Genomic DNA, 25,893 nt, shown 5'->3' with positions numbered 1-25,893 from the left:
GCACCGACCACACTGCGGGAACGGAAGAAAGGCATCAGTCTGGCTCAGGACGCGAGCTCTGCATCGCGTCTGTGCGCCGCTTCGGCGGCGGCGGGCAGAGTTCGCCCGGTAGACATCGACAGAACGGATGCCGTGAGCTGCGGCGTCCGTGAGACGACAAGGGAGTCCCCGTGACCACGACGATCACCGAAACCCGTGAGTCCGAGCTGCTGGCGTCCGTGCCCGACGGGCTGTTCATCGGCGGGCAGTGGCGCGCGGCCTCCGGCGACAGGACGCTGAAGGTCTACGACCCCGCCAGCGGCGAGGTCGTGAAGGAGATCGCCAACGCGTCGCCCGAGGACGGCAAGGCCGCGCTCGATGCGGCGGTCGAGGCGTTCCCCGGGTGGGCGGCGACGCCGGCGCGCGAGCGGGCTGAGATCCTGCGTCGTGCGTTCGATCTGCTGCAGGAGCGCAAGGAGGACTTCGCGCTGCTGATGACGATCGAGATGGGCAAGCCGTTGGCGGAGGCGCGCGGCGAGGTCGCGTATGGCGGTGAGTTCCTGCGCTGGTTCAGCGAGGAGACGGCGCGGGTGCAGGGCCGCTATGGCGCGAACCCCGAGGGCACCGGTCGCATGATCGTGTCGCAGCATCCGGTGGGTCCGTGCTTCCTGATCACGCCGTGGAACTTCCCGCTGGCGATGGCGACCCGCAAGATCGCGCCGGCGCTCGCCGCCGGCTGCACCGTGGTGATCAAGCCCGCGGCGCTCACGCCGCTGACGACCCTGTACTTCGCAAGGTTGCTCGAGGACGCGGGAGTGCCCGCGGGCGTGGTGAACGTCGTCGCGACCACATCGTCCTCCGCCGTGTCGGAGCCGATCATCCGCGATCCGCGCCTGCGCAAGCTCTCGTTCACCGGGTCGACGCAGGTCGGTCAGCGGCTGCTCGAGCAGGCCGCCCAGGGCGTGCTGCGCACGTCGATGGAGCTCGGCGGCAATGCGCCGTTCGTGGTTTTCGACGACGCCGATCTCGACAAGGCGGTGGACGGCGCGATGCTTGCGAAGTTCCGCAACATCGGCCAGGCCTGCACCGCGGCGAACCGGTTCATCGTGCACCGCTCGGTCGCCGACGAGTTCGCGCGGCGGGTGACCGAGCGGGTGAATGGCTTCACGATCGGCCGCGGCACTGAGGAGGGCGTGACCATCGGCCCGCTGATCGATGACCGTGCGGTCGCCAAGGCGTCGCAGCTGGTGCAGGATGCCGTCTCGCGCGGTGCGAAGGTCGCCACCGGCGGCAACGAGATCGACGGGCCGGGGACGTTCTACGAGCCGACCGTCGTCACCGACGTGCAGCCGGGATCCGACATCCTCCGCGAGGAGATCTTCGGACCGGTGCTCGCCATCATCCCGTTCGACACCGAGGACGACGCCGTGCGCCTCGCGAACGACACCGAGTACGGTCTCGTCTCGTACGTCTTCACCGAGAGCCTCGCCCGCGGGCAGCGCATGATCGAGCGCCTCGAGACCGGCATGATGGGCCTGAACATGGGCGTCGTCTCCAACGCCGCCGCGCCGTTCGGCGGCTGGAAGATGTCGGGCCTGGGCCGCGAGGGTGGCGCCGAGGGCATCCACGAGTACCTGCAGACGAAGTACACCCTCACACCCAACCCGTTCTGACGCGATATCCGTGCCAAGAACTCCGTGCGGGACATGCCGGGGCCGCTCGATTCGCGGTCGCCGCTGACAGCGCCAGAAGAAGGCCCCGCGGGCCGGCACGGGGTCGCCGTGCCGGCCCGCGGGCCGTTGCCGAGCAGATCTCCGCGGTTAGCTGCCGCCGCCCGACATCGGGGCAAGCTTGTTCGACTCCGCGATCACGCTGCGCCAGGCGAATTCGTTGTTGTCGCTGAAAACGTAGTAGCTCGAGCCGTTCGGCATGAGTGCGACCGTGATCCCGCCGAAACCGGACATGAACGGCACCGAGAACGATGATGTGAATGACGGGTTGTCTGCGCTGCTGAAGTCCTGGGCCCAGAACCCGTTGTTGTAGTGGAACGGGATCGCACCGCTGGTCGTGACGCCACGATCCTCGGGGTCTTCCTGCAACGTCGCGCTGAGAAGCCCAGGGTGGAGGACTTGGTTGCCACCCGCGGCGCCGCCGTCGACGGTGAGGAGTGTTGCGACCTTGGCGATGTCGTCCTGCGTCCAGAACATGCCGTAGCCACCCCAGGGAGCCCCGGCCGGATCGTTGCCGGTGCGCAGCGTGGTGAGCGAGTCGGGCCCCACCTTCGCCGGCTTCAGCACCTCGTCGCGCAGCATCGCGAAGATCTCAGCGCTGGCCCCGGCGCGGTCCTTCAGCACGTCATCCATCGCCCGGGTCGCCAAGAAGGTATCGGACGTGTGGTACGTCCAGACGGTGCCGGGTGCCGCCTGATGGGGGAACGAAAGCGCCGCTGTCATCTTGTCGACGTACGTCTCGGCGCCAAGGAACGCGGACATCGTCGGGCCACCCTCGTCAGCCTGGTAGGCGGCCGAGGCGTAGTTGCCGGTCGCCATATCCAGCGTGTGGTCGATAGTGACGCCGTCCCAGGCCGAACCGGATGCCTCGGCGACATGATCCTTCACCAGTTCGTCGGCGACCTCGGGACCGTACTTCTGGGCGAGACGCAGGAGGGCCATTCCGCCGAATGCCGACTTCGCGGTGGAGTACGAGGGCAGCAGCATCTGCTCGCAGAAGGGGTATTCGCCTTGCCTGGTGGGACAACTGCCCACATAGTTCACACCGCTGTAGACGAACCCAAGGGTGCTGAGCGCGCTCGGTGTCATCCCGCGGCCGAACGCCGACAGATCGAGGCCGGAGCCCGGGTGGTCCGTGGCGAGGGCCGAGATCGGCTTCGTCGGCAAACGGTCGGCGACCTCGGCCGCGTACGCGTTGCGGATCTCTTTCGCCCCTGCGATGCCGCCGGGCGTGTAGCTGGCGTTCACCTGCCCCCATAGGTCGAACTGGAAGTACTGGCACGTCTCGCTCGTGATCTGGTATCGAACGTTCGAGACGGTCTTGTTCTTGAAAAGGAAGGTGAGGACGCCGTTGTGCACGCAGTTCGCGTTGCGTTCGATCAGCGCGAAGGGGAGGGCAGCGCGAGTCTGGCCGCGGTCGCCCTTCTCGCTCCAGACTCGGCCGGCTCCGACCGCGAGGTTCCAGTAAGGGCTATCGGTGTACTGCACGCCCCGCACGACCGGCACGAGGTGGCTGCCGTTCTGCACCAGCTGCACCGAGAACGGCGGCAGGTGCTTGAGTGCGGCGATCGACGCGTAGCCGTACGGGTCCTTGACTGTTGTGAAGCCTCCCGGGGTGGCAACCCCGTTCAAGGTCAGGGTGCCCTCGAAGATGTGGTGCGGCCTCGCCGCCGCGGCGGGCAGCGCGAATGCATCGTTCGCGACGGTCGCCGTCGGCGCTGTGTTCGAGGCGAGCTGGTCGGCGGTGAGGGCCGAGCGGGTCACCGAACCGGAGCCAGCGAGGGGGTCACCGGGCACGGTGGCGATCGGTTTCGACGCCGGTGCCGCGGTGGCGGTCGACGCCGGTGCGGCGCCGAGAGCGGTGAGCGCGGCTGCCGCGAGGGCACCGCACAGCAAGAGCGAGAGGGAACGACGCACGGAATCTCCTTTGACCCGTTGAGATGGGTGAACGCCAGTGTGAACGTCCCCGCGACGATCGGTCCACGACCCGTTCGGTCCCTCCGCGATGCTCGGCAGGTATTGCCGGGCGCGGCCTACGCCCGGTCAGCCGACCGAACCGTCAACTCCGAACTTGATCGTCTGCGGGTAGAGCTCGGCGTTGAATTCGCTTAGTTCGTCGAGGCAGGCGGCGATGTGCGCGCTCGCGTAGTGCAGCTCGTCCCACACGCCGAACAGGGTGATGATCAGCTCTCCACCCGGAGTCGAGATGGGCACGGCGACGAGGTCGTAGTGCGGATCGTCGGAGAGCACGCAAATGCCGCGACCTGCCGCGGCGAGTGCCTGGGCCAACACTGGGGAGGTGGTCTCGACGGACGCCGTGAACGCGAGTCCGGCTCGCGCGGCGGCTGAGTCCAACATCTGACGCACCCCGTGTGCGCGGCTCATCACGATGAGCGGTTCCTTGACGAGCTCGGCGATGGAGACGGTCGGGCGGCTCGCGAACGGATGCCACGCCGGCATCTGTGCCCAAAGATAGGCATGCCCGAGCACCATCGAACGCAGCTCGGCGGGCGGGATGCGGGTACCGACGGCGAAGTCGGCATCACCGTGCTCGATAGCGCTGTAGACGTGCTCAGGCATCACCTCGATCGCATTGCCGATGATCCCCTCGGCGCCGGCATGCACGATGAATGGAGAGATCACGTCGGCCACGGTGGTCGGCGCGGCCACCACCGTGAGATCCGACACCGTCCCGCGCGCGATCGAGCGGGCGGTGGCGGTCGCCTGGGTCGCGCGCCTGAGGAGATCCTCGGCGACCGGGAGGAACGCCCGGCCGGCGGCGGTCAGCGAGAGCCCGCGAGCCGAGCGATCGAAGAGAGCGAAGCCGAGATCCTGCTCGAGGCGCCGGATCTGCCGGCTCAGCGATGGCTGGGCGACGTGGACAACGGCGGCCGCGCCGTGCAGGGTGCCCGTCGCGCAGACGGCGAGGAAATAGCGCAGTAGACGAAGATCCATTGATGCCTCCGGGGTATCGGACTGACCGAAACTAAGTATTGGCGTGTTATCGCTTGACGTCCATAGACTGGCCCAACTTCGTCGCTGAAGATCCCGATGGCGGCGATCCCACAGCAGGAGGCAGACATGGCAGTCACCCGAGCGCGAGCACCTCGCGCACTCTCAGTTCTCGCCGTCGGCGCCGTCGGCGCACTCGGCCTCGCCGGCTGCACCGCCGGCGGCGCGGACGGCGACGCATCGAGCGCCTCCGTGCTCAGCGTGGCCGCGTCGGCGGCGGTCACCACGTGGGATCCGGTGCGCTCCTTCTCGACCGAGGCGCTCTACCTCGGCAACGTCTACGAGCCTCTTCTGTGGAAGAACGCTGAGGGTGCCGACGAGGAGTTCACGCCGGGCATCGCCGAGTCCTGGGAGACAAGCGCGGATGGTCTCACCTGGACGTTCACGATCCGCGAAGGCGCCACGTTCCATGACGGCGAGCCCGTCGACGCAGAAGCCGTCAAGGCGAGCATCGAAGCCGCGCAGGACCACTCCGGGGCATCCTTCATCTGGGCACCCCTCGAGTCCATCGAAGCGCCCGATGACACGACCGTGGTCATGCGCCTGGCCTACTCGGCGCCGATGGACCTCGTCGCCGCCTCCACCTACGGCGCCTGGATCGTCTCGCCGAAGGCGCTCGAGGCATCCGCCGACGACGAGCAGTACTTCGAGGCGGGCATCGACGCCGGCACCGGGCCCTACACCGTCAAGTCGTACACCCCCGGCGAGAAGGTCGTGCTCGAAGCCTACGACGACTACTGGAATGACGAGGCGGCACCGACCTACGACATCGTCGACATCGCGATCACGCCCGACGCGGTCACCGCACAGCAGATGCTGACCTCGGGCGAGGTCGACCTCGCGACCAACCTGCCTTTCGAGAACGTCGACACGGTCGCGTCAGATCTCGGCACCGAAGTGACGACGGCGAACTCGCCGTTCAACTTCCTCGCGTTCTTCAACACCACCCGGCCGCCCCTCGATGACCCGAAGGTGCGGCAGGCGCTCAGCTACGCCGTGCCCTACGAGGACATCATCGAGGTCGGCGGCGCCGGATACGGCACACAGGCGCACGGTCCGGTGCCGAAGGGCATCTTCCCTTACTCCGAGGACGTGCCGCAGTACAGCCAGGACCTCGACAAGGCCGAGGCGCTGCTCGCCGAGGCCGGCCATGCCGACGGGATCAACCTCACTCTCACCTACGCCTCCGAGAATCCGGCCGAGGCGCGATTCGTGCCGCTCATCAAGGACGCGTTCGCCAAGATCGGCGTGACCCTCGATGTGCGCGCCGAACTGTTCAACCAGCAGTGGGAGAACGCGAAGGCCGACCCGGCCACCGCGCAGGACATCTTCGTCGTCTACTACTGGCCGACCTACAGCGATGCCGGTGCCGACAACCTCTACTCACTGTTCCACTCGAGCGAGACGCCCTTCTTCAACCTCAGCTACTGGAACAACCCAGAATACGACGCCCTCGTCGAGGAGGCGGGCACCCTCACCGGCAGCGACCGCGAAGCGGCCCAGGCCAAGTACGAGGAGGCGATGGACTTGCTCGTCGACCAGGCGCCGGGTGTCTTCCTCTACGACGCGCAGGCGGTTAGCGTCGTGCCGAAGGGGCTCGAAGTGGCGGATTTCAACGAGAACTACCCGTTCACGACATTCTTCGCTCCCATCCGCCCGGCCAGCTGACCGTCTGCCGCACCCGCTCAGGTCGGGTGGTCCGCACAGCGGGCCACCCGACGCCCCCTCCGATCCAGGAGTTACCCATGTTGCGTTTCCTCGCCAGTCGGCTCGGAACCGCGGTGATCGTGCTGTTCGTGCTCACTCTCGTCGTGTTCGTCCTCTCACGCGTCATCCCCGCAGACCCGGCCGTCGTCTACGCCGGGCCGAAGGCGCCGCCCGAGGAGCTCGCCCGCATCCGCGAAAAGCTCGGCTTCGACCAGCCGCTCATCCTGCAGTACCTCGGCTACCTCGGCGGGCTCGTCACCGGCGATTGGGGCAACTCACTTGCCACGAAGCGCCCCGTGCTCGACGAACTCGCCACCCGACTGCCGGCCACCCTCGAGCTGATCTTCGCAGCCATGCTGATCGCGGTCATCTTCGGCATCATCCTCGGTGTGGTCGCCGCCAAACGGCCGGGCAAGGCGCTGGACGGGCTGATCCGATTCCTCGCCATCGGCGGCGTCTCGATGCCGGCGTTCTGGCTCGGACTCCTCCTGCAGGTGCTCTTCGTCGGCCAGCTGAAGCTGCTGCCTGCAACGGGACAGTTCAGTACCGAGGTCGAGTACGTCGCGCCGATCACCACCGTCACCGGATTCCCGCTCTTCGACAGCTTCATCACCGGCAACTGGGTCGCATACAGCGATGGCCTTGCCCACTTAGTGCTGCCCGCGATCACCCTCGCCGCCTACCCGCTGGGTCTCATCGCCCGCATGACCCGGGCCTCCATGCTCGAGGTGCTCGGCCAGGACTACGTCTTCACCGCAAACGCCTACGGACTGCGCGACGGCCTCATCCGGTGGAAGATCGCGCTGAAGAACGCGCTGCCGCCGACGATGACGATCATCGGGCTCGCCGCCGCCTACACGCTCACCGGTACCTTCTTCGTCGAAGTCGTCTTCAACTGGCCCGGCATCGGCCAATTCGCCGCCGGGGCGATGCTCGCCGTCGACTATCCGGCCATCATGGCGATCACCCTCCTCGGCGCCGCCGGCTACCTCATCGCCAACCTCGTCGTGGACCTCGTGCAGGCCCGGCTCGACCCGAGAGTGACGCTGTCGTGACCGCCACCACCGCACTTCCCGCTTTCGTCCCGATCGGCACCCGCCCACTGGGCCGCATCGGCCGCGTGCTCCGCAAAGACCGGCTCGCCGCGCTCGGCCTCGCCCTCATCGTCCTGGTCGTCATCCTTGCGATCTTCGGTCCGTGGATCGCGCCATTCCCCGCGCAGGGCTACGGCGCGACGAGCGTCCCCGATCGGATGCTGCCGCCCAGCACGGTGCACTGGTTCGGTACCGACCAGCTCGGCCGCGACATCCTCAGCCGGGTCATCATCGGCGCCCGCCCCGCCCTCACGGTCTCCCTGCTGGTCGTGGCGATCGCCGCGCTCGTAGGCATCCCGCTCGGTGCCATCGCCGGCTACCGCGGCGGCTGGCTCGATCAGGTGCTGATGCGCGTGACCGAGATCTTCCAAGCGTTCCCCCCCTTGCTCCTCGCGATGGTGACCGTCGCCATCCTCGGCCCCAGCCTCTTGAATGCCGGTCTCGCGCTCGCCATCTGCTGGTGGCCCTGGTACGCGAGGCTCGTCCGCGCCGAGGCTCGCGCACTGCGCGACCGTCCGTTCGTCGAGGCGGCCCGCGCGATCGGCGTCCCGGCCTGGCGGATCCTGCCGCGGCACATCCTGCGAAACTGCCTCACCCCGGTGCTCGTCCAGGCGACGGTCGACATCGGCAGCGTCGTCTTGGCCGCCGGTTCCCTGGCCTTCATCGGCCTCGGCGCGCAGCCGCCATCGCCCGACTGGGGCCTCATGGTCGCCGAGGGGCGCGGGCAGATCTTCACCGCGTGGTGGATCTCCACCTTCCCGGGCCTGGCCATCTTCGTGACCGTCCTCGGCTTCAACCTGCTCGGCGACGCGCTGCGCGACTTCTTCGACCCCCGGCAGGTGAAGCGATGACTACGACTGACCTCCTCCGCATCGACGATCTCGAAGTCGCGTTCGAGGAGCGCGGCGCGCTCACGAACCGCCCCGTCCGCGGCATCACCCTCTCCGTCGCCCCCCGCGAGGTCGTCGGCATCGTCGGCGAGACCGGTTGCGGCAAGAGCCTCACCGGGCTGGCCGTGCTCGGCCTGCTGCCCAAGGGCGCGGTGCCGAGCGGCCGCGTCCTGCTCGACGGGATCGAGCAGCCCTTCGACGGTCGCGGATCGGCGCGGGGGGATGCCATCTCGATCGTGTTCCAGAACCCGGGAACGGCATTCAATCCGGTCTTCACGCTCGGCCAGCAGATGCGCGACGTCGTCGACCGCCACCGTCGAGTCGACGGACGGCCGCTGCGTCGTGCGGCGGCGAAGGCGCATATCCTTCATTACCTCGAACAGGTCGGCCTGCCTGATCCCGAACGGATCTACCGCAGCTACCCACATGAGCTGTCGGGTGGGATGCTGCAACGCGCGATGATCGCGATGGCGCTGGTCTGCGAACCGAAGCTGCTGATCCTCGACGAGCCGACGACCGCACTCGACGTGACGATCGCGAAGCAGATCCTCGAGCTCATCCTGTCGCTGCGTGACCGCTTCGGCTTCGGAGTGCTTCTCATCACGCACAACCTCGGCGTGGTGCGCGAGGTCTGCGACCGCATCGCTGTGCTCTACGCGGGGCGGGTCGTCGAGACCGGCCCGACCGACGTCGTGTTGCGCGCACCCGCCCACCCGTACACCCGCGGCCTGCTCGGCGCGCTGCCCGGGCGGCATCGGCCAGGCCAGCCGCTCGACGCGATCCGAGGCTCAGTGCCGGGAAACCTGCTCAACCTCACAGGCTGCTCCTTCCGCGACCGCTGTCCGATCGCCGTCGCTGCCTGCGCTGACATCGACCCCGGCCTGGAGCCCGTCTCGCCGTTGCACGAAGCGGCCTGCATCCTGGCCGCCAGCGTGGAACGGAGCCGCCCATGAGCGCCATGTTGACGGTGGAGAACATCGTGAAGGTCTATCGGGCGCACGGCAGCGAGGTGCGTGCCGTCGACGGCGTCTCCTTCGAAGTCGAGGCAGGCACCACGTTCGGTTTGGTCGGCGAGTCCGGATCCGGAAAGAGCACGGTTGCCCGCTGCGCGCTACGACTGATCGAGCCGACGTCGGGCAGTTCGAGCATCGACGGCGAGCCCATCGGCGGGCTCCGCGACCAGACGCTGCGCCGCCTTCGCGCGAGCACCGGCATGGTCTTCCAGAACCCGGTCGCCGCGTTGAACCCGCGTCTCACGATCGAGCAATCGATCGGGGAACCGTTGCGCACGCACACACCGCTACGCGGGCGCGCCCTCGCAGCGCGAACGCGCGAACTCCTCGATGAGGTCGGCCTGGCTCAGGCCCACGCGGAGCGGCTGCCCCACCAGCTCTCCGGTGGCCAGTGCCAGCGCGTCGGCATCGCCCGCGCCCTAGCGACCCGCCCGAAGCTGCTCGTGCTCGACGAGCCGACCAGCGCACTCGACGTGTCGGTGCAGGCGCAGGTACTGAATCTGCTGCAGGAACTGCGCCGCGAGTACTCGCTCAGCTACCTGCTCATCTCCCACGACCTCGACGTCGTGCGCTACATGAGCGACGCAGCCGGGGTGATGCGGAAGGGCAGCCTCGTGGAGGTCGGCCCGGCGTCGGAGGTGCTTGTGAATCCCCAGCACGAGTACACGCAGCGATTGCTCGCCGCGATGCCCGAAACCCCAGGCGCAGTACCGGTTCCGCCCCCGCCCCGCATCCGGGGCAAGGAAGCCCGGGGCGGCCCACCCGGGACTCCGATCGAGACATCGCGCATTAACCCGTCACTCAACGAGAACAGGATCCCGTCGTGACCTCTTTGCTGCCCCCGCACATCACCCGCGGCGCGCACCCATCACGCGTCCCCGGCGGTTCAGCCGCCGAGCCGACCCTCGAGAACTGGCAGGATGCGCCGCACAACCGCTGGGCGTTCGGGCACGTCGCGGAGTTTGTGCCGACGGCGCCGATCGCGCATCGGCCCGCCGAGGAATCCGCCCGCCCGGTGCTCGGGCTCGGAAGGCTGGCCGCGCTGCCCCGACTGGTCGAGCGGCTCGAACAGAGCTACACCGACGCCCTCGTCGTCGTGCGCGACGGCGAGATCGCGGCCGAGTACTATCGCGACGGCGTCGATCCCGACGGTGTGCACCTGCTGATGAGCGTCTCCAAGTCGATCTGCGGGCTGACGGTCGGCACCCTGGTCGACGACGGGCTCCTCGACCCCGAGCTTCGCGTCGACCACTACATCTCGGAACTCGCCGGCAGCGCGTATGGCGACGCGACCGTGCAGCAGGTCCTCGACATGACCGTCGACGTCGACTACGACGAGGATTACCGCAACCCCGCTTCGGAGGTGCAGGCGCAGGACCGGGTCGCCGGCTGGCGTCCGCGCCTGCCCGAGGATCCGCCCGACACCTACGCGTTCCTTGCGGCGCTGCGCGGCGGTGGCCGGCACGGCGAGCGGTTCAGGTACTGCTCGGCCGGCACGGACGTGCTCGCGTGGATCGTCGAGAACATCACGGGGCTGCGGTACCCCGACGCGGTCTCGCGGCGTCTGTGGTCGAAGCTCGGCTGCGAGCACGACGCCCAGATCACAGTCGATGCCCGGGGGTTCGGGTTCGCGAACGGCGGCATCTCCTGCACCGCGCGGGACCTGACCCGCGTCGGCCGACTCATGCTCGATGAAGGCGTCATCGACGGCACGCGGGTGGTCTCGGCGGAGTGGGTCCGGCGCACGATCCAGGGCGGCAACCCGCAAGCCGCCTCGGGCACCGTGTTCCAGCGGGTGCACCCGGGCGGGGCCTATTCAAACCAGTGGTGGATCACGGGCAGCCCGCGCGCCGACTACTACGCGGTCGGAATCCACGGCCAGTTCATCTGGGTCGACCCACGCACCCGGACGGTCGTAGTGAAGCTTTCGTCGTGGCCGGAGCCAGTGACGGAGGAGTGGAACCGGCTGCATGCCCGGCTGTTCCGCGATCTCTGCGACGCGATCGGCTCTTGACGTGCTGAACGACCCAACGGAGGTGCCGTGATGAGCGGAACACAAGCCGCGACACGACCCGTCCTCGAGGACGCCGGAACTCAAGCGCTGGCCGACGCACGCTGGCAACTTGACGAGGCGATCGCCTTCCATGGCTACGACGAGGGCACTCACGCCATGCTCAAGTCGAGCCGGCGCGAGCTCACCGTCAGCATCCCTCTACGGCGAGATGACGGAACCGTCGAGGTGCTCAGCGGCTACCGAATACAGCACAACATCTCACGCGGACCAGCCAAGGGCGGCCTGCGCTATAGCGCGTCAGTGAATGTCGACGAAGTGCGCGCCCTGGCGATGTGGATGACCTGGAAATGCGCCCTGCTCGACGTGCCCTACGGCGGCGCAAAAGGTGGTGTCGCCATCGACCCCCGCCTCTACTCCAGCGCTGAGCTCGAACGCGTGACGCGGCGCTACACCACCGAGATCCTCCCGATGATCGGGCCGCAGCACGACATCCCAGCGCCCGACATAGGCACTGACGAGAAAGTCATGGCATGGATGATGGATACCTACTCCGTCAGCCAGGGCCACACCGTCGCCGGTGTCGTGACGGGCAAACCTCTCAGCCTCGGCGGCTCACTCGGCCGCTCCAGCGCCACCTCGCGCGGCGTTGTCCACGTCGCCCTCGCGGCCCTCAGGGCCGTCGGACTCGATCCGGTCAGAACCACCGCGGTCGTCCAGGGATTCGGCAAGGTCGGTCGTGACGCAGCTCGGTTCCTGGACCAAGTCGGTGTCGCCGTCGTAGCCGTATCGGACCAGTACGGGGCGGTGTTCAACCAGCGTGGGATCGATGTGGAAGCACTTGGTCGACACGTCGATGCTGGAGGCACCGTCGTAGGCTTCCCCGGCGCGGAAGCGCTCGACGGCGCTGAGGCGCTCGAGCTGGAAGTCGACCTCCTCGTACCTGCCGCGGTGGAGGGCGTCATCCACGCCGACAATGCCCACCGCGTGCAGGCCCGCATCGTCGTCGAGGGCGCGAACGGGCCCACCACGCGCGAAGCCGACCGAATTCTCGCCGATGCTGGCGTCCTCGTCGTGCCCGACATCCTCGCCAACGCGGGTGGAGTGATCGTCTCGTACTTCGAGTGGGTCCAGTCGAACCAGGCTTACCGATGGAGCCTTGATGAGGTGGAATCCCGCCTCGCCGAGCGGATGCGGTCGGGTTGGGACGACGTCAACGGCTTCGCGTCACTACACGGTCTCACCCTGCGTGCAGCGGCCACCGCTCTCGCCGTCAAACGCGTCACCGAAGCCCATCGGCTGCGCGGCCTCTACCCCTGAGCATGGCACCCCTTCTGAAAGCATGGGGCTGCGACGAAGCAGGATGCCCCTTCTGTGGCGGACCTGAAACCGATTGACGAGTGCCCCCTCGACTCCTCGCTGGCGAAGGCGCGGTGGTGTGGCCGTCTGCTCGACAACTACGAGTGCGGTCGCTGGGACCCGACGTTCGGTGTCGTCGCCGTCAACCGCGACGTCGGCCGGCGCCGAGCCTCGGCTGGATCGGTCCGCGTCACTTCGGCGAACGCGCTCTGATCCGACCTCGGTCGGCCGTCGCGGTCAGTCGAGGGCGTCGGGTCCGAGCAGTGCGCGGATGTGGGCTTCGATGAGTGCCCGGATGTCGAAGGGTGGGCCCTGCATCCACTGCAGCTGAAGCCCTTCCCACGCAGCGAGCAGCAGATGCGCCGCGTCGTTCGCGTCCACGTCGGCGGGTACGCGGCCGGACTCCTGCAGGCGGCGGATGTCGGTTGCCACGACGCCCACCGACCGCGCCCACCGCTGCCGGAAGAACTCGTTGGCGGGATGCGTCGGGTCGGCGGCGGCGCCGGCGAGCTCGTTGTAGAGCCGGGCGTAGTTGGTGCGCTGTACACCCGCCTCTGCCCGACTTCCCATCTCGGCGATCGCTCCGGCCTCATGCCCGCGTGCACGGGCGTTCTCCTCGTCGTGCTGTTGCAGCGCCGCGATGAGGAGGCTCTCCTTGGTGGGGAAGTGGTAATAGACGGTCGGCTCGCTGGTGTTCGCCAGCTGCGCGATCTCCGCAATGGCGACGTTGCGGTGACCCTTCTGCCGGACCAGTTCGAGAGCTGCCGCGCTCAGCGACCGGCGACGCACGTCGGATTTCGCGTAAGGGCCGCGCTTGCTGGTCATCCGGGCTCCGTTCCCGCGCTCCCGAAGGGGAGCGCGCCTGCAATGTTATGCTCGGACTCAAATTGATAGGTGACTCAGAATTCAATTCAGAACGCGAGGCTCTTGTGACCATCGATCGACGCCGGCTGGTGCGAACGCATAACCCCGTGTACACCGCCGCCCATCCGACCGCGGTTCTCACCGTCGGCAACGGTGACATCGCGATGTCTGTCGACGTCTCCGGCCTGCAGACGTTCCCCGGCTTCCACGAGATCGTGCCTGACCCCCGGCGTCTCGTGACCGACGGCGTGGGCGGGCTGCCCGAGCAGGAGGTGAGGCCGTTCGATGCCGACGACTTCCAGATCCCGCTGCGGACGCAGTCCACCTGGGGCTGGTATCGGACGCGGACGACGCGGCGCTTCCGCTTCGAAGACACCGAGTCGGTGTACGAGACGAGCCGCGGACCGGTGTCCTATCCCGACCGGATGGGGCTCCAGCGAGCGAGCGACCCGATCGCGCCTGAGTACGAGGCAGGCGCCTGGTTCCATTACAACCCGCGGCGGGCGCACCTCGGGCGTCTCGCGCTGGTGGACCCCCGTGGTCAGGAGATTCGGCATCCGTCCCTCCTCACCGACGTGCGGACGGAGCTGGATCTGTGGTCTGCGAGCGTGCACGCCGACTACACCCTCGACGGAGAACGGGTGTCGGTCGTGTCCCTCGCCGACCCGACCGCAGACTCCTTCGCGGTGCGCGTCGAGTCCGAGCTCCTCGCCCGTGGATGGGGCGTCGCATGGGTGTTCGACGCGCAGGCGGACGAGCTGGCCTCCTTCGAGGTCCCGCTCGAGGAATCGACGATCTGGACGGCCGAGGGCCGCGGGCAGGGGACGGCGGAGCGTTGCGTCGAATCCACGACGTATGTCGTGAGGATGAAGACCTCCGGCTCTCTCGCGTACCGCGCGGACCGCATCATCGCGAGCGCGGACGACACGCCTGCCCTGGAAGTGGTCGTCGCGCTGGCCCCGGCGGCATCCGAACAGTCCGCGGAGCTATCGTCCTTCGAGCAGGTCAGGGCACGCGCGGAGAACTGGTGGGAGTCCTACTGGTGCGACGGCGGCGCCATCAGCTTCAGCGGCAGCTCGGACCAGCGGGCGCATGAACTCGAGCGTCGTATCGTCCTGTCGCAGTACGTGCTCGCGGTCAACTGCGCGGGGTCGACGCCGCCGGCGGAATCCGGTCTCACCTACAACACGTGGACGGGCAAGTTCCATCTCGAGATGCACTGGTGGCATGCGGCCCAGTTCCCGCTGTGGAGCCGCGGTCACCTCCTCGAACGCAGCCTCGGCTGGTACCACGGCGCCCTCCAACGCGCCCGCGAGACGGCTGCTCGTCAGGGCTACCGCGGGGCGCGGTGGCCAAAACAGACGGACCCCTCGGCCGAAGAGTCGCCCAGTAACATCGGCGTCTTCCTGATCTGGCAGCAGCCGCACCTGATCCACCTCCTGGAGCTGCTGCTCGCCGAGGGACGCGACGAAGGATTTCTGCTCCAGCACTACCCGCTCATCGAGGCGACAGCCGACTTCATGGCCGACTTCGCGGAGGAACGAGACGGAACCTTCGTGCTTCCCGCCCCGCTCATTCCCGCCCAGGAGAGCTACCTGGCCGACCGTGCCACGACCGAGAACCCGACGTTCGAGCTCGCGTACTGGTCGTGGGCTCTGGGACGGGCGAGCGAATGGCGGGAGCGCCTCGGGATGCCGCCACGTGAGGACTGGCAGCGAGTGGCGGCGAACATGCACCCGCCGCACGTGCTCGCCGACGGCACGTACGCCGCCGTGGCCACGTGGCCGCACCTCATCCGCAAGGATCACCCGTCCATGCTCATGGCGGCCGGGTGGCTGCCCGATACCGACCTCATCGACCTGGGCGTCATGAGTGCGACACTCGACGCGGTCTGGAGGGACTGGGAGCTGCAGTCCAGCTGGGGCTGGGACTACTCGGTGATGGCGATGACCGCGACGCGCCTCGGCGACATCCCGCGCGCACTGGACGCGCTGCTGCATCCGTCGCCGAAGAACGTCTTCCTGGCCAACGGCCACAACCCGCAGATGCCCGGGTTCCTCACGATCTACCTGCCGGCGAACGGCGGCATCCTCGCGGCAGCTGCTCACGTGGTCGCGGCTGTGCAAGGCGGCGCTGCGATGCCCGAGGGTTGGGACCTCCAGGTCGAGGGGCTGGACACCTGGACACGCTTCACGAATTCGAGAGTCGTCTATTGATTTTGGAACTGCCATGGTGAACAATGGGCCTGGCAACCGATTGACAGATCAGCTGTCGCCAGCCGATCACAACCACACAGCGGAGGCGCCCCGCGGCAGCCGTCCCTCTCCCGATGGCGGCGACGCGGACCGCGTTCTTCACGGCTTTCAAAGACGAGGACCAATTCCCATGAACACACCCATGACCCGGCGACGCCGCGGCGCGATCCTCGCCGGCTCGCTGACCATCGCGACGGCGCTCGTGCTCACCGGCTGCTCGCAGCCCGCGCCGGAAGCTGATTCGACCGCGGCGGAGGACATCGAGCTGACGTTTCTGAATCAGTCCCGCGGCCAAGAGGCAGCGCTCACCCAGCTCGCCGAGCAGTACACCGAGGAGACGGGTGTGAAGGTCACCATCGACTCTCCCGGACCCGCCGACTATCTCCCCAAGCTGCAGGCGCGCGCTCAGTCGGGCGACATGCCCGACATCTACTCCTCGTTCGCCGCCACCGACATGGCGCCGTTCTACAAGGCCGGCTGGGCGATGGATCTGACCGAGGAGCTCGAGAGCGGCTGGAGCGAGGACTTCAGCCCCGAGGTCATCGAGATGTCGACGTTCGAGGACGGCAACAACCTCGACGTGCCGGCGGGCATCTACAGCGTGCATTGGGAGACGCAGACCTACGGCATGATGGTCAACCCGGCGCTGGCCGAGATGACGGCGGACGACGCCCCGGCGACGATCGAGGACTTCATCGACGCCAACGAGGGCGACGGCAACTTCTCGATCGCCGCGTCGCTGACCCCGCAGCTGATGCAGGGACTCGCGTCCAACTGGCTGACCGACGAGGAGATCGCCGCCACCTTCAACGGTGAGGAGAGCTGGGACAGCGAAGGCTGGCGCAATGCCTTCCAGTTCCTGGTCGACCTGAAGGATGCCGGCGTCATCGCGAACGGCACGCTCCCGGGGGGTCAGGACGACAACCCGAGCGTGGAGACGGCGTTCTTCACGCAGACGCTCGGCTCGATCTTCGACGCGTCGCCCGGCGTGTCGGTCGGCTTCCGCACGAACCCGGAGTTCACCGACTACTTCTCGATCGGCATCCTGGGCGCCGAGGACGCGCCGCTGGAGCCGCGCTCGCCCGGCATCCCCGGAAAGGGCGCCGTCATCAACCCGAAGGGCGAGCACCCCGAGGCCGCGCTCGACTTCGTCAAGTGGCTCACCGAGCCGGAGCAGCAGCAGGTGTTCGCGGAGGTGGGTCTCATCCTCCCGACCAACCCGGAGCTGCTCGCGAGCGGCGATGTACCCGAGCAGCTCGTCGGCTTCGCGGCGGGCGTCGAGTCGCTGCAGGTGATGTCCACCACGTTCACCACCGACGTCAAGACGGCGATCGTCGCCGAGGCTCAGCGCCTCGTGCTGGGGGAGACCACTGTGGACGACGCGCTGGCCGCCATCCAGGCCGCTCAGGATCGGTCGTCGTGACTTCACCGCTCCTGATCCCCGTGCGGCGCCCTCTGCGGGCGCCGCACGGGCGGCGGGGCGTCCGGCGCAACGTCGTCGGCTGGCTGTTCCTCGCGCCGGCCATCGTCCTCATCGGCGTGTTCACCATCACGCCCTTCGCCCAGGCGATCCTGTTGAGCTTCCAGTCGTGGGACGGTGTCAGCCCCGACACTCCGTGGGTGGGCCTGGCGAACTACGAGTTCGTCATGAGCGACCCGATCTTCTGGGCCTCCATGCGGAATGTCCTCTTCTTCGGCATCATCGGCTTCTTCGTGGGCAATGGACTGGCTCTGGGCCTCGCGCTCGCCGTCAACAGAATCACGCGTGGCACGACCTTCTTCCGCACGGTCTTCTACCTGCCCGGCGTGCTCTCCGTGGTGGTCGTCGGTCTCCTGTTCGGCTTCATCCTCGCGCCGGGCTCGGGAGTGCTGAACCGGCTCCTCGAAATCGTCGGTCTCGGCTCGTTGACGCAGAACTGGCTCGGCGACCCGGCATTCGCCCTGCTCTCCGTCGCCGCCGTCTTCGTCTGGTACCACTGGGGTTTCGCATTCCTGTTGTTCCTCGCCGGCCTCCAGGACGTTCCCAAGGAGCTGTACGAGGCGGCGGAGCTCGACGGAGCGAATCGATGGACCACCTTCCGGTACGTCACCTGGCCGCAGTTGGCGCCGGTGACCTCCATCGTGAGTCTGCTCACCCTGCTCGCCGCCCTGCAGATCTTCGGAACAGTGCAGGTGCTCACCAACGGCGGCCCTGGCTACCACACGATGGTGCCGACCCTCGCGATCTACAACGAAGCCTTCGTCAATTGGCGCTACGGCAGCGCCGCAGCGATGTCCGTGATCTTCGGCGGCGCGCTCGTGCTGCTCTCGCTGGTCCAGCTGGCGATCACGGGACGGAGGTCCCGCGCATGACCCTCACCAACGACAAGGCGGACGCGGGCACCCCGACTCCGGCATCGCGCCCCCACGACGAGAGCACCGCGACGTCCGCGGCCCGTCGCCGCCGCATGCCCGTCCACAAGATCGGCCTCTACGGGCTGCTCGGCATCGCGGCGCTGACTGCCCTGTTCCCCCTTCTGTGGATGGTGTCGGGATCCTTGCAGTCGCTCACCGAGCTGCTGACGAACCAGAGCTTCCTGCCCAGTGATCCGCAATGGGGAAACTACGTCACAGCCTGGGTGGAGGGCGACCTCGGCACGTACCTGCGCAACAGCGTGATCTATACCGGTGCGGCCGTGCTCGGCATCCTTCTGGTGTCGAGCCTTGCCGGCTACGCACTCGCGCGGCTCGAGTTCGCCGGCAAGGGCGTGTTCACCTTCGTGATCCTCGCGGTGATGATCATTCCTGCGCCCGCGATGTTCCTCGCGCAGTACAAACTGCTCATCTCGCTGGGACTCACCAACAACCCGGTGGGCTACGTGCTGATCCTCATCACGTCGGGCATCCCGATGTCGACGCTCATCATGCGGAGCTTCTTCGTGAGCCAGCCGCGCGACCTCGAGGAGGCCGCCGCACTCGACGGCGCGGGACCGCTTCGCGTCTTCTGGAGCGTCATCCTGCCTCTCGCGCGACCGGGGCTCGCGGCGGTCGCGGTGATCCAGGGACTCGGTGCCTGGAACGAGTACCTGATGGCGCTCGTGCTGTTCGACGACAACGAGCTCATGCCCATCCAGCGCGGCCTCACCGCGTTCACATCTGCCGAAACGCCCCAGCAGCAGGTGCTGCTGGCCGCCACGACGATCTCGATCGTGCCCGTCATCGTGTTCTACCTGATGGCGCAGCGGCACATCGTGAAGGGCATCGGCGCCGGAGCCTTGAAGTAGCGGAACCTCGGCGACCGCGATGCGGACGAGACGGGCCCGCAGGCGTCTGCCTGCGGGCCCGTCGTGCCGGTTGCGGCTCACACGGGGTGCTCGCCGTCTTGGGCGGGGAGGGCCGTCACGACTGCCACGGCGTTCCCGAGCCCATCCGTCGACGCGGTGATCCGTATCTCACCCCGGCCGGTCGGCCGTATGACGGCGAGCGCCCTGCCGTCGAAGGTGGTGTGCCGCGCGGTGTCGTAGCGCTCGAGGGTCGAAGGTCGCGCGCTGCCCAGCGCGATGAGCGTGCCGGCGCCGTCGACGGCAACCGTCACCTCGCGGTCGGCCGCCGTGTGGAGCACACCCTGCTCATCACGAAGCTCGAGTTCGACGAAGACGAGGTCGCCGTGGTCGGCGATCACCGTCGCTCGATCGGTCGAGGCGACGAGTCGGGGCTCTCCCGCGGTGACGAGTGAGGTGCGGCCGGTTTCTCTTCCGCCCCGGTACGCCACCGCCGTCAGTGTGCCCGGCTGGTACTCGGTCTCGAAATGCGCGATGAGCGGCAGGTCATTGCCCGGCGCAGCCCGATCGATGGCCGCGCCGTTCAGCAGCAGTTCGACCTCGTCCGCGTCCGCGTACACCTCGACGCGGATCGGTGAGCCGGGTTCCGCATCCCAAGTCCAGCTCGCGATCGAATCGCTCCACGACCAGCGTCCGCGCACGGCGGTGCGTGGGTGATTCTCGGGGCGCTGGACGGCGATGTACGGCGAGGTGCGCAGGCCGAACACGATCTCGCGGTAATACGAGGCCGGGCGGCGGAAGCCCGTGATGTCGAGGTCGCCGCACCAGGCCGTGATCCACGGGTACGACGCTTCGAACGAGTACGGCTCGTCGTCGTATTGCAGACGACCGATGCCGACCTCGCCGAGGTAGTCCAGCCCGGTCCACGTGAAGTCACCGATGAGATGCGGGTGGCCGGTGACGAGGTTCCAGTTCGAGGCGATGGCGTTCGGGAACGTCTCGGTGCCCACGACGATGCGGTCCGGGAAGGCGTCCACGTCCTGGAGGTACCGGACGTCGGCGTAGTTCCACCCGGCGATGTCGAGAACCGAGAAGGACTCGGCGGTGGCCGCGGCGACCGCCTCGGATCTGACGACCTCGTCCATGATGCGAGGCTGGCCGGCCATGACGGCGTTCACGCCTCCGTCCGACGCCCGATGCTCCGCGCGCTGGGCGAGCAGCGCCGGCATGACCGACACCAGGGCATTGATGCCGTTCGTGAGGAAACGGGTGGGGTCGAGTGCCCGGACCTTCTCTGCGAGGGTGCGGCTGATGGCGGCGCCGTGCGGGTTGCCGACCTCTAGGATCTCGTTCCCGAGCGAGTACATGATGACGCTCGGATGGTTGCGGTCCTTCGCGACCATCGCCTCGAGGTCGCGCTCCCACCACTCGGGGAACGCCAGCGAGTAGTCCAACGATGTCTTCGAATCCGTCCACACATCGAACGCCTCGTCCATCACCAGCATGCCGAGCCGATCGCAGGCGTCGAGGAACGACTCGGCGAACGGACTGTGGGCTGCCCGCACCGCGTTGAACCCCGCCGCCTTGAGCAGCTCGACCTTGCGCTCCTCAGCTCGCGCGAATGAGGCGGCACCGAGGATGCCGTTGTCGTGATGCACGCAGGTGCCGCGGAGCTTCACGGTCTCGCCGTTGATGCGCAGGCCGTGTCGCGGATCCAACTGGAGAGTGCGGATGCCGAACGGGAAACGGCGGTCGTCATCACTGTCGTCGCCGTCAAGAAGGCGGACCTCAGCGGTGTACAGATGGGGATCGTCAACGCTCCAGCGCAACGGAACCTCGATGTAGGAGCGCACGCGCGCGGTGACGGTCTCGCCCGGGCGCACGGTGACGGGAGAGCGCCCGCCGGCGGCCGTGCTCCCGTCGGGCGCGACGATATGGACGCCCACAGTGCGGGTCGCGGTGGAGCGTCCGGCGTTGCTGACCCGCACCACCGTCTCGACCACCGCGCGCTCGTCATCGACGTCGGGGGTCGTCACCGTCACTCCACGCGGGGCGATGTGCGTCGGCGCGGTCACCAGCAGACGTACGTCGCGATACAGGCCCGCGCCCGTGTACCAGCGGGAGTCGTCCCATGCCCGTGTCTCGACACGCACCGTGTTGGTCGTGCCGTAGCGCAGGTACGCGTCGAGTTCGACGAAGAATTCGGAGTACCCGGACGGGCGCTGGGCCACGAACGCGTCGTTCACGAAGACCATCGCGTCCCGGTATGCCGCGTGGAAGTGCAACGCGACACGCTTGTTGCGCCACTCTTCCGGCGCCTCGAACTGCTTCAGATACTCGAATGTCCCGCCTCGGAAGAACGCCTGTGCCCCCGCGGCATCGGGCGAGCGTTCCTCGGTGATGACGGCGTCGTGAGGCAGGGTGATCGGCTGGTCGGACCCGGCTCCTGCTCGCAGCTGCGCGAAGATGCTCGTTTTCGGGCGCACGATCCAGCCGTCGTTGAAAGTCGTTTCGAACATGCCAAAACTATAGGCCCCTCAGAATTCGTGTTACCGTTGCAAGTCGACGCGAGCGGACGGCGGCTCCGCCGATCGCCGACCCGATGTCGAGCGGTCCCGGATGAGAAAAGCGTCGGTTCACCGGCGCTTTTCTTGTTTCTGCGGTCTCAATCACGAGATATCGGCGACGCCACATGGGATGCGGCATCACCGACGTGGGCCTCAGCCTCGTCGACCATGCAGCACCCGATGAGGCAGGTCCGCCGCTCGGGATCGTGCACGCGCCGCTGCGATCGCCTGAACGCTTCTGATCGTTTCTCGCCTGTCCGCACGAACGGCGACCCATCATGGTCCCGGCATCCGAAGGCGGCTGCCGTGCCGGCGTCACGCCGGACCGTTTCGAGGAGGAGATGGATGAAGAGTCGCATGTCGCGTGCCAGAGCGCGAAACCTTGCCATCGTGTCGGCCTGCGTCGTCGGTGCTGCCCTGGTCGTGGCGCCTTCGGCTGCCGCGGAAGAGGACGGCACACCGGCGTCGGCCGCCACCGCGGGTGAAGGCCGCATCATGGAGCGGCTCGATCGCGGCGTCGTTGCCGTGCGATCAGGCGACGCCGAGGTGCATGTCAGCTGGAGGCTGCTCGGCCTTGACGACCCGAGTATCGGCTTCCACGTAGAGCGGTCGGCCGACTCCGGTGACTACGTCCGCCTCACCGAGCAACCCCTGACTGGTGGCACCAGCTTCATCGATACGACCGCAGATCTGAGCGTTTCGAACAGCTACCGGGTAAGAGCGGTGAACGGCGACACCAAGGCGCCGAGCAAGGCGTTCACGCTGTCGGCGAACCACGCCGTGGAGCCTGTCGTCAGGGTACCGCTGCGCGAAGGCGGGCCGATCAAGTTCGTCTGGGTCGGCGACCTCGACGGCGACGGCGCGTACGACTATGTGATCGATCGCCAGACCGCTCCGCAGTCGATCGAGGCCTACCGGAGTGACGGGACGTTCCTGTGGTCGGCCGATCTCGGTCCGAACAGCCTCGACCAGAACAACATCGAGGGCGGGTCATCAACGATCGACGTCGGCCACAATGACGGCGTCACGGTCTACGACCTCGACAGCGACGGCAAGGCCGAGGTCGCTATCCGTATCGCCGACGGCGTGACGTTCGGCGACGGGACCGTCTTCGACCAGCACGCCGACGAGCTCGGCCAGTCCGTCGCGATCCTCGATGGGATGACGGGGGCTCTGCGCGCGCACGCTCCCGTGCCCGACGACTACATCGCGGACGGGCCGATGTACGCGCGGTTCGGCGTCGGGTATCTCGACGGAATCAACCCAAGCCTTGTCGGCTACCTGAAGAACCGGGTCGGGTCGAGCGGCGGCAGCGGCTACGGCTTCAACCTCATGTACCTGGCATGGCGGTTCGACGGCAAAGCCCTGACGCAGGAGTGGAAGTTCCTCCGCGGCGACCAGGACCTTCCGGACGGGCACAACACGCGCATCGTCGACGTCGACGGCGACGGGCGCGACGAGATCGGCGAGATCGGGTTCGTGCTCAACGGCGACGGGTCCCTGCGGTACAGCCTCGCAGCGCAGGACATCATCCACGGCGATCGCTGGTTCATCGCCGACATCGATCCTTCCCGTCCGGGGCTCGAGGGCTACGGCATCCAGCAGGATCACCCCAACGGTCTGCTCGACTACTACTACGACGCGGCGATCGGCGAGGTGCTGTGGAAGCACACGGCCGAGCTGCCGGCCGATGCCGGTCGCGGAATGGTGGCCGACATCGACCCGCGCTTCCCCGGCATGGAGACCTGGTCGATCAACGGTGAGGTGAACTACGAGCAGAGTGCGGCCGTTGGGCTCTACAACGCGCCGACGAATGAGCTGGCGGAACCGGACACCACCAAGCAGCCCTGGCCGCATATGGGCGTCTGGTGGGATGGCGATCCCCTCCGGGAGCTGTTCACGAATGACCCGTTCCCGACCGCACGCGATGCGCGCATCGCGAAGTGGGATTGGGAGAACCCGACGGACAGGCAGTCCGTGCCGCGCATACTCACCTTCGCCGACTTTGGGGCCGCGACGGCGCTCGGAAACTCGGTGTATCCGACTCTCATCGCGGACATCCTCGGCGATTGGCGCGAGGAGGTCGTGCTGCCGAGCCCGGAGTTCGACGAGCTCGTCATCTTCACGACCGACCGGCCGAGCGAGATGCGCCTGTACACGCTGGCGCACAACCCGGCTTACCGCAACGGCATGACGCTCAAGGGGTATCTGCAGTCGAGCAATGTGGACTACTTCCTGGGAGACGGCATGACGGCGCCTACGGCTCCGGATATCCGCTACGCCGGGCACGGACCCGAACGACCGCGACGGTGAAGGAGGGTGCCGACTTCACCGTGCAGACAGGAGGTCCTATTCCGTGATCGCCGGTTCGACCCTGGTCGCGGCGAGGCCGCCGAGGAGCCGGAGGCGCCACGCTCCTCCTTGAGTTATCCGGCTCATTCCTCCGGGATGTCGCGCCCGAATGCCTCGAGGGTGATGGCCTCGGGCGCCGGCCCGCCGCGGACGCCCGTGTCGAGGGCGTCGATGCGAGCGATCTCATCGTCGGTGAGCTCGAAGTCGAACACGTCGAAGTTCTCAGCGATCCGCTGGGGCTTGACCGACTTCGGGATGGCTTGGACACCGTTCTGGATGTGCCAGCGGAGCATGACCTGGGCGGCAGTCTTGCCGTGTGCCGCGGCGATCTCGAGGATGACCGGGTCGTTGAAGGTGCTCTTGGCGTCGTCGCCGCGGTAAGAGGTGATGCCGCCGATCGGCGACCACGCCTGCGTGAGGATGCCGTGCTCGGCGCCGAAGGCCTGCAATTCCTTCTGCGGGAAGTAGGGGTGGACTTCGATCTGGTTCACGGACGGCACGATCGTCGTCTCCGCGAGCAGCCGTTCGAGGTTCTCGATCATGAAGTTGCTGACGCCGATGGCGCGCACCTTGCCGTCGGCGAGCAGCTGCTCCAGCGCCTTGTACGCCGCGATCGTCTTGTCGAACTCGCCGGGGAGGGCCTGGTGCAGGATGAACAGGTCGATGACGTCGACCTGCAGCTTCCGGGCGCTCTTCTCGTAGGCGTGGAGGGTCTCGTCGTATCCGTAATCGGAGATCCACACCTTCGACTCGAGGAAGACGTCGTCACGGTCGATGCCGGACGCGCGGAGGGCGTCGCCGACGCCCCGCTCGTTCGCGTACGCGGCGGCGGTGTCGATGAGCCGGTATCCGGTCTCGAGGGCGGATGCCACGGCCTCGGCGGTCTCGGCGGGCGGGGTCTGGAAGACGCCGAAGCCCAGGGCGGGGATCTCGACGCCGTTGTTCAGGGTCAGGTGGTTCGTCATGTCATCGACGCTAGAACGGCGCGCCGCAGAGAGGGAGTGACTGCCATTACACGGATCGGCGGTACCCGGCCGCCGCCGCAGATGCTCATCGTCGGGCTGGCGATCTTCTCCGCCGCATCCTTCTCACCGGCATGGCGCCGACCGCGGAGTGGGGCGCGGGGGAAGCCCGCCCTTCTCAGGGCCGGGCACCGTCTGGTAGCCATGAGCATGACATTCACGGCAGACGAGTCGCCGACAGATGCCGCGCGCCGCATCATCGACGAGAACTCCTACGCAACACTCGCCACTGCCGACGTGGACGGTCGCCCGTGGGTGACGCCGATCTGGTTCGCGGAGCGCGGTCTGCGCCAGTATGTCTGGGTGTTCCGAACCACGCGGCGGCACTCGCTGAACGTCGCACAGCGCGCCGAGATCGCGCTCGTCGTGTTCGACTCGACTGTCGAAGGAGGCTCCGCGAGCGCGGTCTACGTCGAAGCGGCCGCGGCGCAGGTGCCGGACCACGAACTCGCGGCTGCGCTTGCGATATTCAACGCGAAGTGCGAGGCATCCGGACTGTCGACGTGGGACATGTCGGCGGTCTCGGCAGACGCTCCCCACCGGCTGTACCTGGCGACGGCGTTGCAGGTATGGGTGCTCGACGAGCACGAGAACCGGGTGCCCGTGCTGTAGCCCGGTGCGTGCGCACGGTCTTGACAGCCAGGTCCGGAGGCGAGGACGATAACGCGCAGATATGCGCCTTCCTCGAACCCGCGGTCGTCCGGTGCGACGATCTCCGGGCCTCGCTCCGGTGGTATGGGGCTCCACCGGGCTCTGATCAGTTCTGAGCGCAGGGACA

General features: G+C 67.6%; 20 protein-coding genes. 15 read left to right on the top strand and 5 right to left on the bottom strand.

Going from position 1 to position 25,893, the window contains the following annotated elements:
* The first annotated feature begins 182 nt into the window (after positions 1-182).
* Positions 183-1,652 (top strand): NAD-dependent succinate-semialdehyde dehydrogenase, encoded by a 1,470-nt coding sequence (locus MRBLMI12_RS05330; RefSeq protein ID WP_363355740.1) that lies wholly within the window; start codon positions 183-185, stop codon positions 1,650-1,652.
* Between the two features lie 147 nt (positions 1,653-1,799).
* Here the strand turns inward: MRBLMI12_RS05330 and MRBLMI12_RS05325 are convergent, their stop codons facing one another.
* Entirely contained in the window at positions 1,800-3,626 is a 1,827-nt protein-coding gene (locus MRBLMI12_RS05325; protein WP_363354521.1) for a hypothetical protein, read from the bottom strand.
* Between the two features lie 126 nt (positions 3,627-3,752).
* Positions 3,753-4,664: a LysR family transcriptional regulator gene (locus tag MRBLMI12_RS05320; RefSeq protein ID WP_363354519.1), complete on the bottom strand. Its 912-nt coding sequence runs from the start codon at positions 4,662-4,664 to the stop codon at positions 3,753-3,755.
* 126 nt (positions 4,665-4,790) lie between these two features.
* On the opposite strand from MRBLMI12_RS05320, the gene MRBLMI12_RS05315 reads away from it, so the two are divergent.
* From MRBLMI12_RS05315 to MRBLMI12_RS05280, 8 genes are all read left to right on the top strand, one after another.
* Positions 4,791-6,389 (top strand): ABC transporter substrate-binding protein, encoded by a 1,599-nt coding sequence (locus MRBLMI12_RS05315; RefSeq protein WP_363354517.1) that lies wholly within the window; start codon positions 4,791-4,793, stop codon positions 6,387-6,389.
* Between the two features lie 77 nt (positions 6,390-6,466).
* On the top strand, positions 6,467-7,483 hold the full coding sequence (locus MRBLMI12_RS05310) for an ABC transporter permease (protein ID WP_363354515.1): 1,017 nt from the start codon (positions 6,467-6,469) through the stop codon (positions 7,481-7,483).
* The gene (locus MRBLMI12_RS05305; RefSeq protein WP_363354513.1) at positions 7,480-8,373 is read left to right on the top strand and encodes an ABC transporter permease; all 894 of its coding nucleotides are present in this window, start codon (positions 7,480-7,482) and stop codon (positions 8,371-8,373) included. The genes MRBLMI12_RS05310 and MRBLMI12_RS05305 overlap by 4 nt, the downstream gene beginning before the upstream one ends.
* Positions 8,370-9,365 carry an ABC transporter ATP-binding protein gene (locus MRBLMI12_RS05300; RefSeq protein ID WP_363354511.1) on the top strand — a complete coding sequence of 332 codons (996 nt, stop codon included), beginning with the start codon at positions 8,370-8,372 and terminating at the stop codon, positions 9,363-9,365. The genes MRBLMI12_RS05305 and MRBLMI12_RS05300 overlap by 4 nt, the downstream gene beginning before the upstream one ends.
* 14 nt (positions 9,366-9,379) lie before the next feature.
* Positions 9,380-10,252: an ATP-binding cassette domain-containing protein gene (locus MRBLMI12_RS05295; RefSeq protein ID WP_363354509.1), complete on the top strand. Its 873-nt coding sequence runs from the start codon at positions 9,380-9,382 to the stop codon at positions 10,250-10,252.
* Entirely contained in the window at positions 10,249-11,439 is a 1,191-nt protein-coding gene (locus MRBLMI12_RS05290) for a serine hydrolase domain-containing protein (protein ID WP_363354507.1), read from the top strand. Before MRBLMI12_RS05295 ends, MRBLMI12_RS05290 begins: the two co-directional genes overlap by 4 nt.
* A gap of 30 nt (positions 11,440-11,469) precedes the next feature.
* Positions 11,470-12,756, top strand: coding sequence for a Glu/Leu/Phe/Val family dehydrogenase (locus tag MRBLMI12_RS05285; protein ID WP_363354505.1), 1,287 nt, complete (start codon positions 11,470-11,472; stop codon positions 12,754-12,756).
* 54 nt (positions 12,757-12,810) lie between these two features.
* Positions 12,811-13,008: a hypothetical protein gene (locus tag MRBLMI12_RS05280; protein WP_363354503.1), complete on the top strand. Its 198-nt coding sequence runs from the start codon at positions 12,811-12,813 to the stop codon at positions 13,006-13,008.
* Between the two features lie 24 nt (positions 13,009-13,032).
* Here MRBLMI12_RS05280 and MRBLMI12_RS05275 read toward each other — a convergent pair whose 3' ends face one another.
* A complete protein-coding gene (locus MRBLMI12_RS05275) occupies positions 13,033-13,620 on the bottom strand; it encodes a TetR/AcrR family transcriptional regulator (RefSeq protein WP_363354501.1) in 588 nt (195 codons plus the stop codon).
* Positions 13,621-13,766: 146 nt separating this feature from the next.
* On the opposite strand from MRBLMI12_RS05275, the gene MRBLMI12_RS05270 reads away from it, so the two are divergent.
* The 4 genes from MRBLMI12_RS05270 (at position 13,767) to MRBLMI12_RS05255 (ending at position 19,177) form a co-directional block, all read left to right on the top strand.
* Positions 13,767-15,875, top strand: a complete 2,109-nt coding sequence (locus tag MRBLMI12_RS05270; protein ID WP_363354499.1) for a hypothetical protein — start codon at positions 13,767-13,769, stop codon at positions 15,873-15,875.
* 169 nt (positions 15,876-16,044) lie between these two features.
* Complete coding sequence (locus tag MRBLMI12_RS05265) at positions 16,045-17,337, top strand: ABC transporter substrate-binding protein (protein ID WP_363354497.1); 1,293 nt, start codon at positions 16,045-16,047, stop codon at positions 17,335-17,337.
* Positions 17,334-18,266 carry a carbohydrate ABC transporter permease gene (locus MRBLMI12_RS05260; RefSeq protein WP_363354495.1) on the top strand — a complete coding sequence of 311 codons (933 nt, stop codon included), beginning with the start codon at positions 17,334-17,336 and terminating at the stop codon, positions 18,264-18,266. The genes MRBLMI12_RS05265 and MRBLMI12_RS05260 overlap by 4 nt, the downstream gene beginning before the upstream one ends.
* A complete protein-coding gene (locus MRBLMI12_RS05255; RefSeq protein ID WP_363354493.1) occupies positions 18,263-19,177 on the top strand; it encodes a carbohydrate ABC transporter permease in 915 nt (304 codons plus the stop codon). The genes MRBLMI12_RS05260 and MRBLMI12_RS05255 overlap by 4 nt, the downstream gene beginning before the upstream one ends.
* Before the next feature lie 77 nt (positions 19,178-19,254).
* On the opposite strand, the gene MRBLMI12_RS05250 is transcribed toward MRBLMI12_RS05255, so the two are convergent.
* Positions 19,255-21,693: a glycoside hydrolase family 2 protein gene (locus MRBLMI12_RS05250; RefSeq protein WP_363354491.1), complete on the bottom strand. Its 2,439-nt coding sequence runs from the start codon at positions 21,691-21,693 to the stop codon at positions 19,255-19,257.
* A gap of 393 nt (positions 21,694-22,086) precedes the next feature.
* Here MRBLMI12_RS05250 and MRBLMI12_RS05245 point away from each other — a divergent pair, with 393 nt between their 5' ends.
* Positions 22,087-24,054, top strand: a complete 1,968-nt coding sequence (locus tag MRBLMI12_RS05245) for a hypothetical protein (RefSeq protein WP_363354489.1) — start codon at positions 22,087-22,089, stop codon at positions 24,052-24,054.
* Positions 24,055-24,176: 122 nt separating this feature from the next.
* Here MRBLMI12_RS05245 and MRBLMI12_RS05240 read toward each other — a convergent pair whose 3' ends face one another.
* A complete protein-coding gene (locus MRBLMI12_RS05240) occupies positions 24,177-25,058 on the bottom strand; it encodes an aldo/keto reductase (RefSeq protein ID WP_363354487.1) in 882 nt (293 codons plus the stop codon).
* A gap of 207 nt (positions 25,059-25,265) precedes the next feature.
* Between MRBLMI12_RS05240 and MRBLMI12_RS05235 the strand changes: the two genes are divergently transcribed.
* Positions 25,266-25,727 carry a pyridoxamine 5'-phosphate oxidase family protein gene (locus MRBLMI12_RS05235; RefSeq protein ID WP_363354485.1) on the top strand — a complete coding sequence of 154 codons (462 nt, stop codon included), beginning with the start codon at positions 25,266-25,268 and terminating at the stop codon, positions 25,725-25,727.
* Positions 25,728-25,893: the final 166 nt, after the last annotated feature.

The organism is Microbacterium sp. LMI12-1-1.1 (assembly GCF_040676455.1).
GTDB lineage: Bacteria > Actinomycetota > Actinomycetes > Actinomycetales > Microbacteriaceae > Microbacterium.
Note: the sequence above shows the minus strand (reverse complement) of the source record. Positions and strands in the feature narration are given on the sequence as shown.

Coding starts and splice junctions, on each gene's coding strand:
- MRBLMI12_RS05240 (WP_363354487.1), bottom strand. CDS start 25,058: ATGACGAACCACCTGACCCTGAACAACGGCGTCGAGATCCCCGCCCTG.
- MRBLMI12_RS05310 (WP_363354515.1), top strand. CDS start 6,467: ATGTTGCGTTTCCTCGCCAGTCGGCTCGGAACCGCGGTGATCGTGCTG.
- MRBLMI12_RS05255 (WP_363354493.1), top strand. CDS start 18,263: ATGACCCTCACCAACGACAAGGCGGACGCGGGCACCCCGACTCCGGCA.
- MRBLMI12_RS05315 (WP_363354517.1), top strand. CDS start 4,791: ATGGCAGTCACCCGAGCGCGAGCACCTCGCGCACTCTCAGTTCTCGCC.
- MRBLMI12_RS05320 (WP_363354519.1), bottom strand. CDS start 4,664: ATGGATCTTCGTCTACTGCGCTATTTCCTCGCCGTCTGCGCGACGGGC.
- MRBLMI12_RS05275 (WP_363354501.1), bottom strand. CDS start 13,620: ATGACCAGCAAGCGCGGCCCTTACGCGAAATCCGACGTGCGTCGCCGG.
- MRBLMI12_RS05285 (WP_363354505.1), top strand. CDS start 11,470: ATGAGCGGAACACAAGCCGCGACACGACCCGTCCTCGAGGACGCCGGA.
- MRBLMI12_RS05265 (WP_363354497.1), top strand. CDS start 16,045: ATGAACACACCCATGACCCGGCGACGCCGCGGCGCGATCCTCGCCGGC.
- MRBLMI12_RS05250 (WP_363354491.1), bottom strand. CDS start 21,693: ATGTTCGAAACGACTTTCAACGACGGCTGGATCGTGCGCCCGAAAACG.
- MRBLMI12_RS05300 (WP_363354511.1), top strand. CDS start 8,370: ATGACTACGACTGACCTCCTCCGCATCGACGATCTCGAAGTCGCGTTC.
- MRBLMI12_RS05235 (WP_363354485.1), top strand. CDS start 25,266: ATGACATTCACGGCAGACGAGTCGCCGACAGATGCCGCGCGCCGCATC.
- MRBLMI12_RS05245 (WP_363354489.1), top strand. CDS start 22,087: ATGAAGAGTCGCATGTCGCGTGCCAGAGCGCGAAACCTTGCCATCGTG.